Annotated in this window: 13 protein-coding genes; 9 read left to right on the forward strand and 4 right to left on the reverse strand. The window is 54.7% G+C overall.

From position 1 onward, the window contains the following. Nucleotides 1-71: 71 nt before the first annotated feature. Complete coding sequence (locus K0H63_RS02750) at nucleotides 72-1,439, forward strand: MFS transporter (protein ID WP_220066616.1); 1,368 nt, start codon at nucleotides 72-74, stop codon at nucleotides 1,437-1,439. 35 nt (nucleotides 1,440-1,474) lie between these two features. Beyond that, nucleotides 1,475-2,173, forward strand: a complete 699-nt coding sequence (ssb, locus tag K0H63_RS02755) for a single-stranded DNA-binding protein (protein WP_220066617.1) — start codon at nucleotides 1,475-1,477, stop codon at nucleotides 2,171-2,173. A gap of 122 nt (nucleotides 2,174-2,295) precedes the next feature. Here the strand turns inward: ssb and K0H63_RS02760 are convergent, their stop codons facing one another. After that, nucleotides 2,296-3,096: a 3-hydroxybutyrate dehydrogenase gene (locus K0H63_RS02760; RefSeq protein ID WP_220067790.1), complete on the reverse strand. Its 801-nt coding sequence runs from the start codon at nucleotides 3,094-3,096 to the stop codon at nucleotides 2,296-2,298. A gap of 219 nt (nucleotides 3,097-3,315) precedes the next feature. On the opposite strand from K0H63_RS02760, the gene K0H63_RS02765 reads away from it, so the two are divergent. From K0H63_RS02765 to K0H63_RS02785, 5 genes are all read left to right on the forward strand, one after another. Beyond that, nucleotides 3,316-4,029: a CoA transferase subunit A gene (locus K0H63_RS02765; RefSeq protein ID WP_220066618.1), complete on the forward strand. Its 714-nt coding sequence runs from the start codon at nucleotides 3,316-3,318 to the stop codon at nucleotides 4,027-4,029. A gap of 9 nt (nucleotides 4,030-4,038) precedes the next feature. Beyond that, nucleotides 4,039-4,704, forward strand: coding sequence for a CoA transferase subunit B (locus K0H63_RS02770; protein WP_220066619.1), 666 nt, complete (start codon nucleotides 4,039-4,041; stop codon nucleotides 4,702-4,704). Between the two features lie 125 nt (nucleotides 4,705-4,829). Continuing rightward, nucleotides 4,830-5,777 carry an extracellular catalytic domain type 1 short-chain-length polyhydroxyalkanoate depolymerase gene (locus K0H63_RS02775; RefSeq protein WP_220066620.1) on the forward strand — a complete coding sequence of 316 codons (948 nt, stop codon included), beginning with the start codon at nucleotides 4,830-4,832 and terminating at the stop codon, nucleotides 5,775-5,777. Between the two features lie 276 nt (nucleotides 5,778-6,053). Beyond that, nucleotides 6,054-8,330 carry a TonB-dependent receptor gene (locus K0H63_RS02780; RefSeq protein WP_220066621.1) on the forward strand — a complete coding sequence of 759 codons (2,277 nt, stop codon included), beginning with the start codon at nucleotides 6,054-6,056 and terminating at the stop codon, nucleotides 8,328-8,330. A gap of 128 nt (nucleotides 8,331-8,458) precedes the next feature. After that, on the forward strand, nucleotides 8,459-9,130 hold the full coding sequence (locus K0H63_RS02785) for a response regulator transcription factor (RefSeq protein ID WP_220066622.1): 672 nt from the start codon (nucleotides 8,459-8,461) through the stop codon (nucleotides 9,128-9,130). Nucleotides 9,131-9,275: 145 nt separating this feature from the next. On the opposite strand, the gene K0H63_RS02790 is transcribed toward K0H63_RS02785, so the two are convergent. Beyond that, nucleotides 9,276-12,779 carry a hybrid sensor histidine kinase/response regulator gene (locus K0H63_RS02790; RefSeq protein WP_220066623.1) on the reverse strand — a complete coding sequence of 1,168 codons (3,504 nt, stop codon included), beginning with the start codon at nucleotides 12,777-12,779 and terminating at the stop codon, nucleotides 9,276-9,278. A 165-nt stretch (nucleotides 12,780-12,944) separates the two neighbouring features. Between K0H63_RS02790 and K0H63_RS02795 the strand changes: the two genes are divergently transcribed. After that, on the forward strand, nucleotides 12,945-14,111 hold the full coding sequence (locus tag K0H63_RS02795; protein ID WP_220066624.1) for an MFS transporter: 1,167 nt from the start codon (nucleotides 12,945-12,947) through the stop codon (nucleotides 14,109-14,111). 2 nt (nucleotides 14,112-14,113) lie between these two features. Next, nucleotides 14,114-15,070, forward strand: coding sequence for an alpha/beta hydrolase (locus K0H63_RS02800; RefSeq protein WP_220066625.1), 957 nt, complete (start codon nucleotides 14,114-14,116; stop codon nucleotides 15,068-15,070). A 116-nt stretch (nucleotides 15,071-15,186) separates the two neighbouring features. Here K0H63_RS02800 and K0H63_RS02805 read toward each other — a convergent pair whose 3' ends face one another. Both K0H63_RS02805 and K0H63_RS02810 read right to left on the reverse strand, forming a co-directional pair. Continuing rightward, complete coding sequence (locus tag K0H63_RS02805) at nucleotides 15,187-16,248, reverse strand: c-type cytochrome (protein WP_220066626.1); 1,062 nt, start codon at nucleotides 16,246-16,248, stop codon at nucleotides 15,187-15,189. 11 nt (nucleotides 16,249-16,259) lie between these two features. Further along, complete coding sequence (locus K0H63_RS02810) at nucleotides 16,260-16,838, reverse strand: c-type cytochrome (protein WP_258405698.1); 579 nt, start codon at nucleotides 16,836-16,838, stop codon at nucleotides 16,260-16,262. Between the last annotated feature and the right edge of the window lie 118 nt (nucleotides 16,839-16,956).

Genomic DNA, 16,956 nt, shown 5'->3' on the forward strand with positions numbered 1-16,956 from the left:
AACTTGGGGGAGTGTGGCCGCTGTGCTACCATTCGCGCCCCCGGTGCATTCTAGAATCAAGGTTTTCAGCCATGGCTAACAGCGGTCTTTCGGCCACCGAGAAAAAAGTCGCCTTTTCACTGGCCAGCGTATTCGGCCTGCGAATGATGGGTCTGTTTATGATCATGCCGGTGTTTGCCCTTTACGGCCAACACCTCGAAGGTTTCTCACCCCTGTGGGTGGGTATCGCCATTGGCGCCTATGGTTTGACCCAGGCGCTGCTGCAAATCCCCATGGGTATTCTGTCGGATAAATTTGGCCGCAAGCCCATTATTCTTATCGGCTTGCTGGTGTTTGCCGTGGGCAGCGTGGTTGCCGCCATGGCCGACAGCATCTACGGAGTAGTCTTCGGCCGTGCCCTGCAGGGCATGGGGGCCATTGCCGCCGCCGTACTGGCGCTGGCCGCCGACCTGACCCGTGACGAGCAGCGCACCAAGGTCATGGCCATTATTGGCATGTGTATCGGTTTTTCCTTTGCGCTGTCATTGCTGGTGGGCCCTGTGGTGGCGCAGCATATGGGGCTTTCGGGGCTCTTTGCCCTCACCGCTGGCCTGGCGCTTTTTGGCATGCTGATAGTGCAGCTTTTGGTGCCAAATCCGGTGCATCAGGCACCCAAGGGTGACACCCTGGCGGCGCCTGCCAAGCTGATGCGGATGCTCAAAGACCCGCAGCTGTTTCGCCTCGATGCCGGTATCTTTATTTTGCACCTGGTGCTGACGGCGGTGTTTGTGGCGCTGCCGCTGGATCTGGTGGATGCAGGCCTTGTCAAAGAAAAGCATTGGATGCTCTACTTCCCGGCCTTTATCGGTGCCTTTTTCTTGATGGTGCCGCTTATCATCATCGGCGTGAAGCGTAAGAACACCAAGGGCATGTTCCAGGTGGCATTGGTGATCATGATGCTGGCCCTCGCTGTGATGGCGCTCTTTGCCGATAACCTGTGGTTGTTGGCCTTTGCCGTGCTGCTGTTTTTTACCGGTTTTAACTACCTTGAAGCCTCTCTGCCCAGCCTGATTGCCAAGTTTTGCCCCGTGGGTGAAAAGGGCTCGGCCATGGGCGTGTATTCCACCAGTCAGTTCCTTGGCGCCTTCTGCGGTGGTCTGCTGGGCGGCGGCGCCTTCCAGTTGTTGGGAGCGGCGGGCGTGTTTGTGGTGGCGCTGGGTTTGATGGCGCTGTGGCTGGTGCTCACCCTGGGGATGAAGAACCCGGTACTGCTCAAGAGCTACACTCTGGAAGCCAAGGTGGCAGGCCGTGAGCAGGCCCGCGAGATGGCCAGCAGGCTGTCGCAATTGGCCGGTGTAGCCGAAGCCATTGTGGTGCTTGAAGAAAAAGTTGCTTACCTCAAAGTGGATGAGCAATTCGATTTAAGAGAAGCCAGAGCTGTGTTAGGCTCTGCAAATTAACTCTGTTTTATACGCAAAATTTCGGGAGAGATTGAATGGCCAGTCGTGGTGTGAATAAAGTGATTCTGGTAGGTAACCTTGGGCAAGACCCTGAGGTGCGCTACATGCCCAACGGCAATGCGGTAGCCAATATCACGGTCGCCACCAGTGAGTCCTGGAAGGACAACCAAGGTCAGCAGCAGGAGCGTACCGAATGGCACCGTGTGGTGATGTTTGGCAAGCTGGCTGAAATCACCGGTGAGTACCTGCGCAAGGGCTCTCAGGTATACCTGGAAGGCAAGCTGCAAACCCGTAAGTGGAAAGATCAGAGTGGTCAAGACAGATACACTACTGAAATCGTAGTGGATCAGAGCGGCAGCATGCAGATGCTTGGTGGACGCAACCAGGGCCAGGGTCAGGGCGCGCCTGCAGCTGGTCAGGGTGGCCAGTCTCAGGGCGGTTACAGCGCACCTGCTCAAAACCAATACGCACCGGCGCCGCAGGCCGCACAGCCAAGCTACAGCGCTCCTGCACAGCAGCCTCAGCAAGCGGCTTATCAGCAGCCACAGCAGGCTCAGGGTGGTTATGGTCAGCAGGCGCCACAGCAGCAGGGCGGTTATCAGAGCAAGCCTCAGCAGTCTGCTCCGGCTTACCAGCCACAGCAGGCACCACAGCAGCGTCCGGCCCCTCAGCCACAGCAGCAAAACTACACCCCTGATCTGGATGATGGCTGGGACGACGATATCCCGTTCTAATTCAGTCCATTAATTCTTGGTCTGAATCGAAAGGTCAGAATCAAAAAAGCTCCCATCAGGGAGCTTTTTGTTTTTGGGCAATCCAGTGCCAATGCCCGGGTCTCTTCCTCACGTGCCCCGGGTTACTGGGCCGTCCAGCCCCCGTCCATGGCGAGTGAAGCCCCTGTGATGCCGCGGGCAGCATCACCGCAGAGGAACAGCGCAAATTCGCCTATTTGCCTGGGGTCGAGCATTTCCGGCAGCGGCTGTTTGGCGGTGACCAATTGGTATCTGGCTTCGTGATAGTCAAGCCCTTTGGTGTTGGCGACGGCCTCTATCTGTTTGTTGATAAGGGGAGTGTCGACCCAGCCGGGGCAGATGGCATTAACGGTAATGCCCTGCTCGGCGCACTCGATGGCAACCACCTTGGTCAGGCCGACAATGCCGTGCTTGGCAGCACAATAGGCGGCCTTATTTACCGATGCCACCAGGCCATGTACCGAGGCGATATTGATGATCCGGCCCCAGCGCTTTTGCGCCATGGCGGGTACGGCCTGCTGTATGGTGTGAAAGGCCGATGACAGATTTATCGCGATGATATCGTTCCATTTTTCAATGGGGAAATTGGCTACTGAGTCGGTGTGCTGAATACCGGCATTGTTGACAAGAATATCTATGCTGCCGAGGGCTTCAGTGCCTTCTGTCATAAAGCGGTGGATGCTCTCTGGCTGGCGCAAGTCTGCATTGCTGAAAAAGGTGCGAATGCCGTATTGGGCCGCAAAGTCGGCCGCCAGGGATTGGCCTTCATCCTCTGGTAACAGCCCATGCAATATCAGGTTGCAACCCTGCTCGGCCAGTACCTGAGCCGTGGCCAGGCCAATCCCACTGGTGGAGCCTGTGATAAGCCCGACCTTGCCTTCTAAACTCCTTTGTCCACCCGACATCACTGGTGTCTCCCGTTACTCTGTGTATGTGATGCAAGTCCGCCAGACCGACATTTTCCGCGCGCAGGGCGCGTGCGTCCGGGCTGACAGGCTCGCGATTGATGTCCCCAGAATAGAGCAACGGGCCCGGCTTTTATTTGGGACCTTAGTACCATAGGCCGACTCCTAAAATTGGGTGATAGTAGGCGCCACACATCACCCAGGGTAAGAGAGCAGATTGTGGCGGGATTGAATAAAGTCGTTACCAGTTACGCACAGGCGTTGGCTGGACTCGAAGACGGGATGACAGTGATAGCCGGAGGTTTTGGCCTGTGCGGCATACCTGAAAATCTCATCAAGGAAATCAAACGCAAGGGCACGCGAAATCTCACCGTGGTGTCCAACAACTGCGGCACAACCGAATACGGTTTGGGCATTCTGCTGCTGGATAAACAAATCCGGAAGATGGTGGCCTCCTACGTGGGGGAAAACGCCAACTTTGAAGCGCAAATGATGTCGGGCGAGCTGGAAGTGGAGTTGACCCCCCAGGGCACGCTGGCGGAAAAAATGCGTGCGGCGGGTGCCGGAATTCCGGCCTTTTACACGGCAACGGGCTTTGGTACCGAGGTGGCCGTGGGCAAGGAAGTGAAAGAGTTCAACGGCCGGCAATACATTCTCGAAGAGTCCATCAAGGGCGACTTTGCCCTGGTCAAAGCCTGGAAAGCCGATACCTATGGCAACCTGGTCTTTCGTAAAACGGCACGTAATTTCAATCCTTTGGCGGCTATGGCGGGCAAGATTACCGTGGTGGAGGTGGAGCAAATTGTTGCGCCAGGCGAGCTGGACCCCGATGAAATCCATACACCCGGCATTTACGTCGACAGATTGATCCAGGGCAGTTTCGAGAAGCGCATCGAGCAGCTCACCATACGTCCCTCTTCACAAGGCCAATAGGAGTTCACCATGGCACTTTCCAGAGAACAACTCGCCCAGCGTGTCGCACAGGAACTCAAAGACGGCTATTACGTCAACCTCGGCATAGGTATTCCTACTCTGGTGGCTAACTACATTCCCGATGGGATGGAAGTCATGCTGCAATCGGAAAACGGCTTGCTGGGCATGGGGCCTTTTCCCACTGAGGATGAAGTTGACCCCGACCTTATCAATGCGGGCAAACAAACGGTGACCATGGCGACCGGCGCGGCCTTGTTCGACTCCGCTGAGTCGTTCGCCATGATCCGTGGTGGCCACGTGGACCTGACTGTGCTCGGCGCCTTTGAGGTGGATACCCAGGGCAATATCGCCTCTTACATGATCCCGGGGAAACTCATCAAGGGTATGGGCGGCGCCATGGATTTGGTGGCGGGCGCCGACAACATCATAGTGACCATGACCCACGCTTCGAAACAGGGCGAATCCAAGCTGCTCACCCAATGTAGCCTGCCGCTGACCGGCAAAGGCTGTATCAAAAAGGTGCTCACCGATCTCGCCTTTATCGAAATTAAAGATGGGAAGTTCCATCTGCTGGAGCGCGCCCCCGGTGTGAGTGTAGAAGAGATTATCAAACTCACGGCTGGTGAGTTGGTGGTGCCTGAGCATGTGCCCGAAATGAGCTTTAAGCGGGGGTAAGTCCGGTAGCTAATGCTTGTGTCTGTGGCGTGGGTCAGGACAGTTCTGGATCTAAAGTGCCATTGTCAGCCGGGTGCAAATTACGCAAGTTTGCAGTGTCTGTATTTCTGTGTTGGAGCCTGTTTATGCTCAAAATCTCTTCGTTGGCGCTTAAGGCCGCGGCTGTCTTAAGCTGCAGTCTCTCTCTGAGTGTTGCGGCCCATGCTTCCGCCCAGGTATTTGAGCCGGTTAACGACTTTGGTGCCAATCCCGGGGCGTTGACGGCGTCAATCTATACGCCTGCAACCAACCCCGGCAGTGCACTGGTGGTATTGCTGCACGGCTGCGTACAGGACGGTATCGAGCTTGCTGACAACAGCGGGTTAACTGGCCTTGCACAAGAAAAGCAATTTGCCGTATTGGTGCCACAACAGAGTTTTGATAATAACGTAAAACGCTGTTTCAACTGGTTTTCCGCGCAGGATACTCAGGCTGACAGCGGCGAAATGCTATCGCTGAAAAACATGATTATCCGGGCGCAGGTCAGCACCGGCACCAAACGTGTGTATCTGGTGGGTCTCTCTGCTGGTGGTGCCATGGCCAGCGCGGCACTGGTAAATTATCCGGACCTGTTCAGCGCCGGGGCCGTGATAGCCGGCCTGCCTTATCCCTGTGCCGATAACCTTACCAAAGCCATTTCCTGCATGAAAAAAGGGCCAGCAGAATCCACCGAGGAGCTTGTTAGCTTTGTGCGCAAGTTACATCCCGAGCAAGCCCACTGGCCGACCCTCAGCATCTGGACGGGCACAACAGATGCGGTGGTGCATCCACAAAATGCCCAGAGCCTCGCGGCGCAGTGGGTGCAGTTATCCGGAATGGAGACAGCGCCGAGGGTCGAACAATCTACCGATTATCGGATAAGCCGCTGGACCGATGCCAATGGGCTTTTGCGGGTTGCTTTGGTGGAGATTAATAACATGGGCCATGGCATTGCAGTGAATCCGGAAATAAATAATGGCGGAAAAGAAGGGGACTTTTTATTGAAGGCACCCATCGGCAGTATGGATGAAATTATTCGGTCCTGGGGATTATAGGCTGATTAAATTAAATGAGTTTTCACACCGCTTCTTCAGCCGGTTTTAAAATCACTTTGACTTTTTAAACAGTCTTGAATTCGATATGATTTTGAAATTTTATCGATGGCAGAGTGAATACGTTGTTTAGTTGAATCAATTTAAAAACAACTGGTTATAAACACATACTACTATAGTACCGATTTAATTTTTAAGGAACTGCTATAGAGTCGATGTGAACTTAAATAGCAGTAAGTACCAACCTTTAAAAAATAAATACTACAACGGGAACTCTGTATGAAACAGAACACTATTAAAATGAGTTGCATTGCTTTAGCTATCTCATCGGCACTGGCAGCACAATATGCTGTCGCCGAAGATGAAAATAGCACAGGGGAGAAGCAAGCCACCTTGGAACGCATTGAGGTTTCCGCGCGCAAAACCGTGGAAAGTCTGCAGAATGTGCCCGTTGCCGTGACCTCGGTCAGCGCCACGGATCTGGCTGAAAATGGCATCAATGTCATGACCGAAATTCAGCAGTTTTCCCCCAACACCACCCTGCAGGCGAGCCGGGGCACCAACTCAACGCTCACCGCCTTTATCCGTGGTGTAGGCCAGGAAGACCCGCTCTGGGGTTATGAGCCCGGGGTCGGTATTTATATCGATGATGTGTATGTTGCCCGTCCACAGGGCGCAGTGCTGGACATTCTCGATGTACAGCGCATCGAAGTGCTGCGCGGCCCGCAGGGCACCCTCTATGGTAAAAACACCATAGGCGGCGCGGTGAAGTACGTGACCAGGAAGATGAGCGGCGATGCCGAGCTGAGCCTGAACGCCACCGTTGGCAGCTATGCACAGCGTGATTTCAAGGTAGCAGGTCAGTACCCCCTGGTTGACGATAAACTCTATTTTGGTTTTGCGGTGGCCAGTTTAAGCCGTGACGGTTACGGTGACTTTGTTACTTCGGCGCTGAACGATCAAGACACTGAAAACTATAATAAAGACCTGATGGCAGGCCGTATCAGCCTGGAATATACCCCGACAGATGCGCTCTTTATGCGTCTGACCTATGACAAAACAGAGGACGATTCCAACGCCAAGGGTGGGTATCGTATTCTGCCAAGCTTGCTCACCAATGCGCCCGTGCCTGACAGCAAGTACGACTCCTATACCAGCATGCCCACCTGGAACAAGGTGGAAACCGAAGGTTGGGGGCTGACGCTGGAATATGGTCTGAATGATGACTGGACCCTTAAGTCAGTCACCTCATCCCGTGAGAGCTATTCGCCCACCAACATCGACTTTGACAACACCAGCCTGCGTATCTTCGATGTGCCTGCCATCTACGATGATGAGCAGTTCAGTCAGGAGTTCCAGGCAAACTATGATGGTGAAAATCTCAAGCTGGTGTCTGGCCTCTATTACTTTAAAGGTGACTCCTGCGGCGTGTTCGATGCCATTCTCGAAGAGGCTTTCAAGGCGTATGGTGGCCTGACCCGTGAAGTACGGGGTTGCAACAACAGCGAAAGCTATGCCGCCTATGCTCAGGGCTCTTACGATATCACCGACAAACTGTCGCTGACCCTGGGTGCCCGTTACACCCGCGAGACCAAGGATGCCACCGTTTACAACGGGGTGATTTTCGACAGCATCTATCCAGAGACAGGTTGGTATCCGGGTTATGTACGGGACGAGGCCCAGATTGAAGCCAGTATCCCCAAGGTGCTCGACGATGAAGAGACCTGGTCCAGATTCACCCCCAGAGTCGGGGTCGAGTACCAGCTAAACGACGACATGATGTTCTACGCCAGTTACTCCCAGGGCTTTAAGTCCGGTACCTTTAACCCAAGGGCGACCGGGCCTGAGCCGGCAGTAGATCCAGAAGTGGTTGATTCATTTGAAGTGGGTGTGAAGAGCGAGTGGAACAACAACCTGCGCATCAACGCCACGGCTTTTTACCTGAACCATAAAGATCGCCAGTTCGTGACCGTCTTGCCCGGTGAAGATGCTGCTGACCTCAATCAGCGTCTCGGGAACATTGGTACCTCCACGGCATCGGGTCTGGAGCTTGAGCTGGAATATGCTGCCACTGAATCATTGAATCTGTTCGCCAGCCTGGGTCTTATCGATGCCAACTTTGATGAGGTGATTTCTTACGATGCGGATGGGAATCAAATCGATATCAGCGATACCTACACCATCACCAACACCCCGGATACCACAGCCAACGTGGGCTTCAGCTACAACATAGACACGGATTTCGGCAGCTTTGTGGCAAACGGAAACTACTACTACCGCAGCGACTATGACCTGGCTGTAGTGGATAACCTGCTGAGCCAGGACGGTTATGGCCTGCTGAATCTGGGGCTGAACTGGTACAGCAATGACGGTCACTGGACTGCCGGATTGCACTGGAAAAACATCACCGATGAAGAATACCTGGTGGGTAACTATGCCTTCGTGACGCCGGACGGCAACGGTGGCTATATTCCAGGATTGGGTGGTGACAATACATTAATTGGCTATTATGGCGATCCGGAAACCATTTCACTCACCGTGGGATACAGTTTCTAGCATTTATTGCCAGCATAATTCGTAAATAACCGACTCCCCTGAGTCGGTTATTTATTGAAGCAGGACAGGTTTGTCTGGAATTAATTTCTGGTGTGATTAAACTGGGTTAAAAATAAAGGGAGTGGATTATGTCTCAGATAAAAGTGGCTATTGCAGATGACCACCCACTATTTCGCGCAGCATTAACTCAGGCCGTTCTCAAAAATGTAAATACGGCTGAAGTATTGGAGGCCGAAAACTTTCAGGAACTCATCAGAGTCATTGAAAGTCATCCCGATATTGAGCTGGTATTTCTCGACCTGCATATGCCGGGTAATGAAGGGTTTACCGGATTAACCCTGTTGCAGAACCATTTCCCCGATATCGTGGTGATTATGGTGTCATCGGACGATCAGCCCGACATCATTCGCAAGGCAATCAATTTGGGTGCCAGCGCCTTTATTCCCAAGTCGGCCAACCTCAATCAAATAGCCGATGCCATAGGCACAGTGCTCGATGGCGAGGTGTGGCTGCCGGAGAACACCGACATCAATGTCGACCAACAGACGGCGGCAGAGCATCAGCGGCTGGCAAAGCAGCTCGCTCAGCTCACGCCGCAGCAATACACGGTGCTTGCCAGCATTGCCAATGGCCGCCTTAACAAACAAATTGCCTACGATCTCAATATCAAGGAAACCACGGTTAAAAAGCATGTGTCGGCCATACTGCTGAAACTGGAAGTCTACAATCGCACCCAGGCAGGGCTGGTGTTCCAGCAATTGATGATCACCAGTAGCGACAAGCAGGCGGCGACTGCCTGAGCAAACCGCTTAAGAACATAAAAAGCGCACATAAAAAGCGAAAATAAAAAAACAGTGGCATATGGCCACTGTTTTTGTTTGCGCCCGGGGGGTGCCCTCGCGCAGCGTTGCGTTAATCAATCCTGTATCAAGCCGATGCAATGACTCATGACAGTTGCTTAATCAGCCGCTTAAGTGCAGTGGCTTTCACCGGTTTACGCACAAAGCTGAAATTGGCGCTGCTGGTGTGCTGCCGGACGGCCTCTGAGGGGTCTGCCGAGCAGATAACGCAGGTGGGGCGCGCTTGTAAAAGCCTTGGATGCTCAAGCAGGCTTTGCACCAGCGAAACCCCGTTCTGGTCATCATCCAGGTGATAATCCGCAAGAATCAGTCTGGGCGTGTCCGTCCCTTCAAGCTGTGCCAGGGCACTCGCTTCATCTCTGGCCGTCAGTACCTTACAACCCCAGCCGAGAAGCAGCGAAGAGATGGCTTTTAGCATCAGCTCGTCGTTGTCGATAACCAGCACCTGAATATCGAAGCTGTCGCCCATGGTCTCGTCGTCGCGCCGCAGTTTGACCACATTACCGGGCAGCTTTTGCTGCCTTATCCTTGGTACTTCCACGCTGAAGCAAGTGCCTTTACCAAGCTCAGAATGCAGATAAATCCGGATGCCAAGCAGCTTGGCTATGCGGTCACAAATCGCCAGGCCGAGGCCGAGTCCGGGAATTTCCCGGGTCTGTTCCAGGCGTTCAAATTCACCGAAAATTGCCTGCTGTTTTTCCGCCGGGATCCCCGGGCCATTGTCCCATACCTGAATAAGCAGGCTGTCCTGACGCCTGCGAACCCCAAGCAGTACTCTTGGGACAAATTCGCCGCCGCTTGCCATCGACTCTCCACCCTCCAGCTGTACTCGCGATGCTGCCTGAACCTGATTCAGGGCGCCGGCAGGGGAGTAATGAAAGGCGTTGGAGAGGAAATTTTGAATGATGCGCCGTAGCAGGCGTTGGTCGCTTTGCACAAAGCAGGATGAAAACTGATAGCCAAACTCAATCCCCTGCTCTTTGGATAACACCTTGAATTCGTTTACCAGCGTCGAGAGCAAGTCATCGAGGGCGAATTGGCTCTGCTCGGTTTTCAGACTGCTGCTGTCGAGGCGGGAGATTTCCACCAGGTCAGACAGCAGACTTTCCACCACATTGAGAGAGTCTTCGATATGGGTCGCCAAATCCTGAAGCTCGGTGGAGGTCACCCTTTGCTTCAGCATCTCAGTGAACAGGGTGAGCGCGTTAAAGGGTTGCATCAGGTCGTGGCTGGCCGCGGCCAAAAAACGGGTTTTGCTGCTGTTGGCGGCTTCGGCTTCGGCCTTGGCCTTGGCGAGCTCCCGGGTGCGGCTCTCGACCCGTTTCTCCAGCGTTTCGTTGGCTTGCTGCAGTGCCTTTTCGGCCTGAATGTGGGCGGTGATATCGCTGAAGGTGCTGACAAAGCCGCCCCCCGGCATCGCCTGGCCGCGGATTTCCAGCACCCGGCCATCGTGCATGGTGCGCTGGAAATGATGGGGGCTGCCGCTGCGCATATGGGCGAGGCGCTTCTCCACCAGCTCGTGGGCCTCGTCACCGACTATGATGCCGCGTGCTATGTTGTAGCGCAGCAGCTTCTCGATTGGGATGCCCGCTTTTACATAATCTTTTGGATAATCAAGGAGCTCAATATAACGCTTGTTCCAGGCTACCAGGCGCATGTCGGCATCGACCACGCTTATCCCCTGCTCGATATTTTCCACCCCCGATTGCAGCAGTTCACGGTTGAATTCAAATATCTGGTTGGCTTCATCGACAATGCTGACCACATCCTCCAGCGGCACTTGCTGGGCGCGGGAGGCGGCGTTCATCACCATGCGGGTGGAGGCGGACCCCAATACACCTGAGAGTTTCAGCCGGGTGTAATCCACCAGTTCCTCCCGGCGGGACGACAGCTCAGAGCCCAGCAGTTTGGCTTTTGTCACCAGGGCATCGGCTTCTTCTTTGTTGATAAAGCGGTGTAGCAGGCTGGCCAAATCGCTCACCGACAGATGGCGCTCAAGCTGCAACTGCTTGCGGTTTACAAACACATCGGCCTGCAAGAGCTCGCCCACACTCTGCTCTCGGAAGAGGGAAATAAGCACGAAGCTACCGATATTCACCAGCAGGCTGAAGAAGAGGCCGTGGCTGATGTTATCCAGACCATTAAGGCCAAAGAGGGCATTGGGGGTGAGCCAGCCGATGTGCCATGGGCCGTTGAGAACCCAGTTGGCATCGGGGAAGGTGGCGGGCAGCAGCAGGGTGTAGAGCCAGACCAGGCTGCCCAGCAACATGCCCCAGAAAGCACCCTGGGTGTTGGCCCTGCGCCAGTACAGCGCTCCCACGGCGGCGGGTGCAAATTGCGACAACAACACAAAAGATAAAAGGCCTATGCTGGCGAGGTGATTTTGCTGGTCGATATAGCGCTCAAAGGCAAAGGCCGATAACAGGATGGCGGCAATGGCGACGCGGCGCAGGTTCAGCAGAATTCCCGCAAGCTGCGGTGTTTGCTGAGAACTGAATCTGGGCAGACGGAGCAGCAGCGGAGTGAGGATCTCCGTGGATATCATGGTGCTCAGTACAATGGCCGCCACAATCACCATGGCGGTTGCTGCGGCAAGACCACCGAGATACACCAGTACCCCCAACCAGGCCTGTTGGTAAAACAGCGGCAGGGTAAGCACATAGGTATCGGCATCCACACTGCCGCCTGGGAAACTCAGCTGGCCCGCAAGGGCTATCGGCAGAATAAAGGCATTCATGAGCAGCAGGTACAGGGGGACCATCCAACGGGCAGATTTGAGCTCTTTGGCATGATGATTCTCAATCATCATCATGTGGAACTCCTGGGGCAGGGCATAGATGGTGATGGCCCCCAGCAGGATTTGCGACAGCACAAAATAGAGGGAGTTGGCCTCTGTGCTGGTGGGGAGCGTTTGGCTCCGGGAGAGGAGATCGCTGAAGCCGTCGAAAATATAAAAGGTGGCAAAGATGCCCACAGTCGTCAGTGCCAGCAGCTTCACCACCGAGCTGAAGGCAATGGCCAGCACCAGCCCCTGATTTTGCTTACTTGCCGACAACTGGCGGGTGCCGAATAAAATGCTGAATATAATCAGCACAATAGTCACGATAAACGCCGTGCTTATTCCAGACTGGAAGGTGCCTGTCAGGAGATCAAAACTGGTACTGATGGCCCGAAGTTGCAGGGCGATGTAAGGAATGGTGCCCAGCAGCGATACCATGGCCACACTGGCGGCAATTTTGGGCGAGCGGTCGAAGCGGCAGGCAATGAAGTCGGCGATGGAGGTGAGGTTCTGGCTTTTGACTATGTGCAGGGTGCGCATCAACATGGGCCAGGCCAGCACCAGACACATAATGGAGCCGATATAAATGGGTGCCAGCCAGGCACCTGTGGTGGCGGCCTGGCCGACAGTGCCGTAAAAGGCCCAGGAGGTACAACATACCCCCAAAGACAGGCTGTAAACCCAGGGTCTTTTTCGCCACTGGCCGAAGGGCTGGTTTTGCCCCCATTGAGCAACAATAAAGAGCACGGCCAAATAGGCGATTGAAATAACGCTGATCCACCAGGTATCAACAGACAGCCAAGCCAGCAAAATAAACCCCAGAATGATGTTCCAATACCCAGCCAAGCTACACCAGGCAGGCCGATTGTTAAAGGCTTGATCCCTCTGCGGTGCACTAAGGTAGTACTTCTTTATCCCACTTCATCAGATAACCTAGCCCCCAATATTCATCTCAGGTTTTGAGCCATTACGCCTATGAAAATAACCCATAAATATCTGGTGGAAGGTCTGGTTTTTACCAGTTACGTATTATTTGCCATGGCATGGGTTGGCGGCACCGCGAGTATGGACCAGATAATGGCCTCGATGCATATCGAGAGCTTTGCCTCGGCGAGTTTACTGAGCGGCGCCGTGACCCTGGCGAAGATTGTCGGCACCTTTGCCGCAGCTTACCTCACATTGAAATTCGGGGTGAAATACGCCTTTTTGGTGGCGGCCTTGTTGATAGTGACCGGCATAGTCACGCCCTACGCCCCCAACTACGATGTGCTCCTGGTCAGCCGCTTTCTGATGGGGCTTGGCGGCGCCTTTATGATTGTGTATTTCAACCCCATAGTGATGCACTGGTTTGCCCCCGAAGAGCGCCCGGTGATCAACGGCTTGAACGCAGTGGCCTTTAACGTGGGTACCGCAATCGTGCTCTGGGGCATGCCTGCCATCAATGCCATTACCGGCGGTTGGCAGCAAAGTTTGCTGGTGTTTTCATTGGCGAGTCTGGCGCTGGCACTGCTGTGGCTGATGGTGAAGTTCGACCGCGAGCAGCCAGGTGCTGGTGTGCCAGCTCAAGAGTCCAGCCATTACAGTTATCTCGATGGTTTGAAGGACGGCTTTAACTGGGCGTACGCCTTAACTTATTCCGGTCTGCTGTCTTTTTATATTTGCCTGTTTACCTTTTATCCCCAGGCGGGCATCAGCCAAAGCAAGTGGGTGATTGGCTTTGGTATTCTCGGCACTGTCGCCGGTATCCTCTACAGCCGCAAACAGCCGCTGCGACTGCCCATCATCCGGATAAGCGGGCTGGTGATTTTTATCACTGTGCTGGGCTTATCCTTTGGCAGCGAACCCTGGCTGCAAACCCTGTGCGCCATCGTACTGGGTTTTTGTATCTTCCTGCCGGTGACGGCCCTTGTCAGCATTCCCCACGAGTTGCCAAAGATGACGGGGCAAAAAATCACGGTGATTTTCAGCCTCTTCTGGTCCATCAGTTATCTCATTTCCACCATAGTGCTGTGGCTCTTTGGCAAGTTGGTGGACATGAATCAGGGCAGCTATTTCGCCTCTTTTGTCCTTATTACCCTGCTGAGCGCCACCGTATTTGTTGGCAGCTATTTTCTCCCTGAAACCGGAAAACCCAAGGAATAAGCATGCAAGACTCTCCACGTGGTTCGGCGTCAGCAAAGCTGGCGGAGTTTCTGGCCCAAGCCAACCAAAACATAGCCCTTGCGAGGGAGCAAAACATTCAGTTCACACCGGCGCTGTTGAGGGAGAATCTCAATAAGCTCGCCGCCTTCATGACCTGTAAACCCGATGTGAGCTACATCGCCGACAGAGCCTGGCAACTTGGTGACCGAGCCATTCCCGCACGGGTTTACAGCCCCGACCCACATAGCGCCTTGCCTGTGGTGGTGCACTGCCATGGTGGCGGCCACATGTGTGGCAGTGTGGAGCTATACGACCCCATCTGCCGCCAGTTGGCGAGCACAGCTCACTGCGTGGTGATTAGTGTGGAGTACCGCTTGGTACCTGAGCATCCTTATCCTGCGGGTCTTGAGGATTGCGAGCATGCCCTGCGCCACTACGCCGAAGTGCTGGAGGACGTCGCTTTTATCACCGGCCCCTGCATCATGGGCGACAGTGCGGGCGGTGCCATCTGCACCAGTTTGAGTGAGCGCAGTCTGGCTGACCCGAGTCTGGATATTCGCAAGCAAATTCTGATTTATCCCAGCGTGGATTACACCATGGCGAGCGCCTCGTACGAGAGCAACGGCGCGGGTTTCTTGCTGGAAACCCCAAGGGTGAAGTGGTATTTCGAGCAATACTTTCAGGATTCGGCCCTGGATGCTGAAAAGGTGAGGGCGGCATCGCCACTGCACGGTCGTATCGAGGCTGGATTGCCTGCAACGCTGATCTTCACTGCTGGCTGCGATCCGCTTCGCGATGAAGGCCGGGCCTATGCCGAGGCGTTACAGCGCGCGGGGGTAAAGGTAGAGCATCACGGGCTGGAGGACATGATCCACGCCTATATGCTGCTTCACGACCTGGTGGCAGAAGAGTGTTTAAGCACCTATCAGCGTATTGCCCGCTTTATCCATGCCCCCTGACGGCGCCCGGACGCGCAGACAATCTGGCTCCTGTAGTCATCGCAGGCGCGCAGCGTGGTTGCGTACTCTGCCGGTAGCAGCCTCTGCCCGCATCATCGGGCAGGGGCGTTTACATTTCAGTGTGTGGCTGGAAACACAGGGAAGGCGTCTTTACCCAGCAGCACCCCATCCTGGGTGGTACCGTAGTAACCATCGTGCTTGTGGTAGCGAGACTTGGTTGCGTCCAGATTGCCTTCGAAGCGAGGATCCTGGGGCCGTTCTTTGGCGTTGATAAAGGCCGCCACATCCCAGGCCTGCTGAGTTGTCAGCTGCATACTCTTTCCAAGTGGCATATTTTCATAGATGAAAAAAGCAGCCGTGTTGACCCTGTGCATGCCCGCTCCCCAGTTAAAGCTTTGCGGTCCCCACAGGGGCGGCAAGGCATAGACGCCGGCAATGGCCTGCCCCTGCCCGTCACTGCCATGGCAGGATTGGCAATGGGCCTGATACACCAAGGCACCTCGGCTGGCATCGTAAGGCAGCTCTGGTTTGGGGATTGCCGGATAACCCCTGCCGGGCAGTTGCGCTCGGGCGTCTACCGTCAATGCCGCCTTGATGGCATCCGGTGCTGGAAAATCATCGCGCTTTGCGCCCTTTAGCAACTCGGCATCATCAAGCTGGGGCACTTCACCGGCAACACCGTATTGAACCATCAGGCCGCCCATTCCCAGCCAATAGGCATAGGCAGACATGGCAACCAGTTCAGGGCTGCCGGAAGGTGGCGCTTTGCCATTCATGGAATAGGTAAAGCAGCCCTGTATGCGCTCTTCAAAGCTGTTGACCTTGTCGTTTTTCTTGCGGTACGCCGGATAGGCAAAAAAGGCCCCCCAGATGGGTGAGGCATTGGGTTTGCGGCCCGCATCCATATGGCAATTTACGCAGTTAAGCTCGTTGCCAACATACTTGCCCCTCAGCTGCTGGGTATTCACAAATAACTGATAGCCGCGGCGTACCTTATCGCCAAAGGCACCCTGAGGAATGCTCTCCAGTGGTCTTGGGATGAGATATTCCTGGCCCTCGAGTTTGGGAGATGAGGGTAGCTGTGCCTGGCGATCGGGCAGGCTGGTGGTGGCAGGTGGAGCTGCGTGGGCGGCCGTAACCGCTGCGGCGCCCAGCATCAACATCAGTACAGGTTTCATGTCGGGCGTCCTTACTTCAGGTTGGCAAAATAGTGGGCAATGGCGTCAATTTCCGCCGCCGAGAGCTTATTGGCAACATTGGCCATCATGCCGTCACTGTCACCCTGACGCGTTCCTGCCTGCCAGGCCAGCAGTTGACTCTTGAGGTAGCTGGCTTGTTGTCCGGCAAGACGGGGGAAGGTGCCAGCGCCGATGCCCGATGGGCCATGGCAGGTGACACAGGCCGGTAACTCACGGGACCAATCTCCCTGGTAGGCAAGTTGCTCTGTGCTGTCCTTAAATGTCACTTGCTCACCACGGCGCTGAATGCTGACGCTGGGTACGGCTTGCGCCGCAAAATAATCCGCAACCTGGACAATCAAGGCATCGCCCTGCAGCGTCATGGCCATGGGCGTCATGGTGGGGTTTTGCCGTTTTGAAGATTGAAAATCTTTGATTTGCTTTTGAATGTACTCGCTCGATAACCCCGCCAAACGAGGTCCCAGCGGTTCTACGCCAAGGCCCTGGGGGCCGTGGCAACTGCCGCAAAGTGCTGCCTGTGGTGGCATGGCGGGTGCCGTAGTCGCCTGGGCACCATGGGTAGTGGCCATCAGCAACAGGCCAAAAGCCCCGATTAGTTTGGATGTCATGAAATCTTCTCCCATCATGAAAGATGTTCAGCGTAAACCTAAATCGATAATATTAGAAGAATTTAATGGAAGGCAAAAA

It is taken from the genome of Shewanella zhangzhouensis (genome assembly GCF_019457615.1).
Taxonomy (GTDB): domain Bacteria; phylum Pseudomonadota; class Gammaproteobacteria; order Enterobacterales; family Shewanellaceae; genus Shewanella; species Shewanella zhangzhouensis.

Bases quoted from the DNA above. Each gene is read 5' to 3' on its own strand.
- K0H63_RS02760 (WP_220067790.1), bottom strand. From the start codon at position 3,096: ATGTCGGGTGGACAAAGGAGTTTAGAAGGCAAGGTCGGGCTTATCACA.
- K0H63_RS02770 (WP_220066619.1), top strand. From the start codon at position 4,039: ATGGCACTTTCCAGAGAACAACTCGCCCAGCGTGTCGCACAGGAACTC.
- K0H63_RS02785 (WP_220066622.1), top strand. From the start codon at position 8,459: ATGTCTCAGATAAAAGTGGCTATTGCAGATGACCACCCACTATTTCGC.
- K0H63_RS02795 (WP_220066624.1), top strand. From the start codon at position 12,945: ATGAAAATAACCCATAAATATCTGGTGGAAGGTCTGGTTTTTACCAGT.
- K0H63_RS02750 (WP_220066616.1), top strand. From the start codon at position 72: ATGGCTAACAGCGGTCTTTCGGCCACCGAGAAAAAAGTCGCCTTTTCA.
- K0H63_RS02775 (WP_220066620.1), top strand. From the start codon at position 4,830: ATGCTCAAAATCTCTTCGTTGGCGCTTAAGGCCGCGGCTGTCTTAAGC.
- K0H63_RS02805 (WP_220066626.1), bottom strand. From the start codon at position 16,248: ATGAAACCTGTACTGATGTTGATGCTGGGCGCCGCAGCGGTTACGGCC.
- K0H63_RS02780 (WP_220066621.1), top strand. From the start codon at position 6,054: ATGAAACAGAACACTATTAAAATGAGTTGCATTGCTTTAGCTATCTCA.
- ssb (WP_220066617.1), top strand. From the start codon at position 1,475: ATGGCCAGTCGTGGTGTGAATAAAGTGATTCTGGTAGGTAACCTTGGG.
- K0H63_RS02810 (WP_258405698.1), bottom strand. From the start codon at position 16,838: ATGGCCACTACCCATGGTGCCCAGGCGACTACGGCACCCGCCATGCCA.
- K0H63_RS02800 (WP_220066625.1), top strand. From the start codon at position 14,114: ATGCAAGACTCTCCACGTGGTTCGGCGTCAGCAAAGCTGGCGGAGTTT.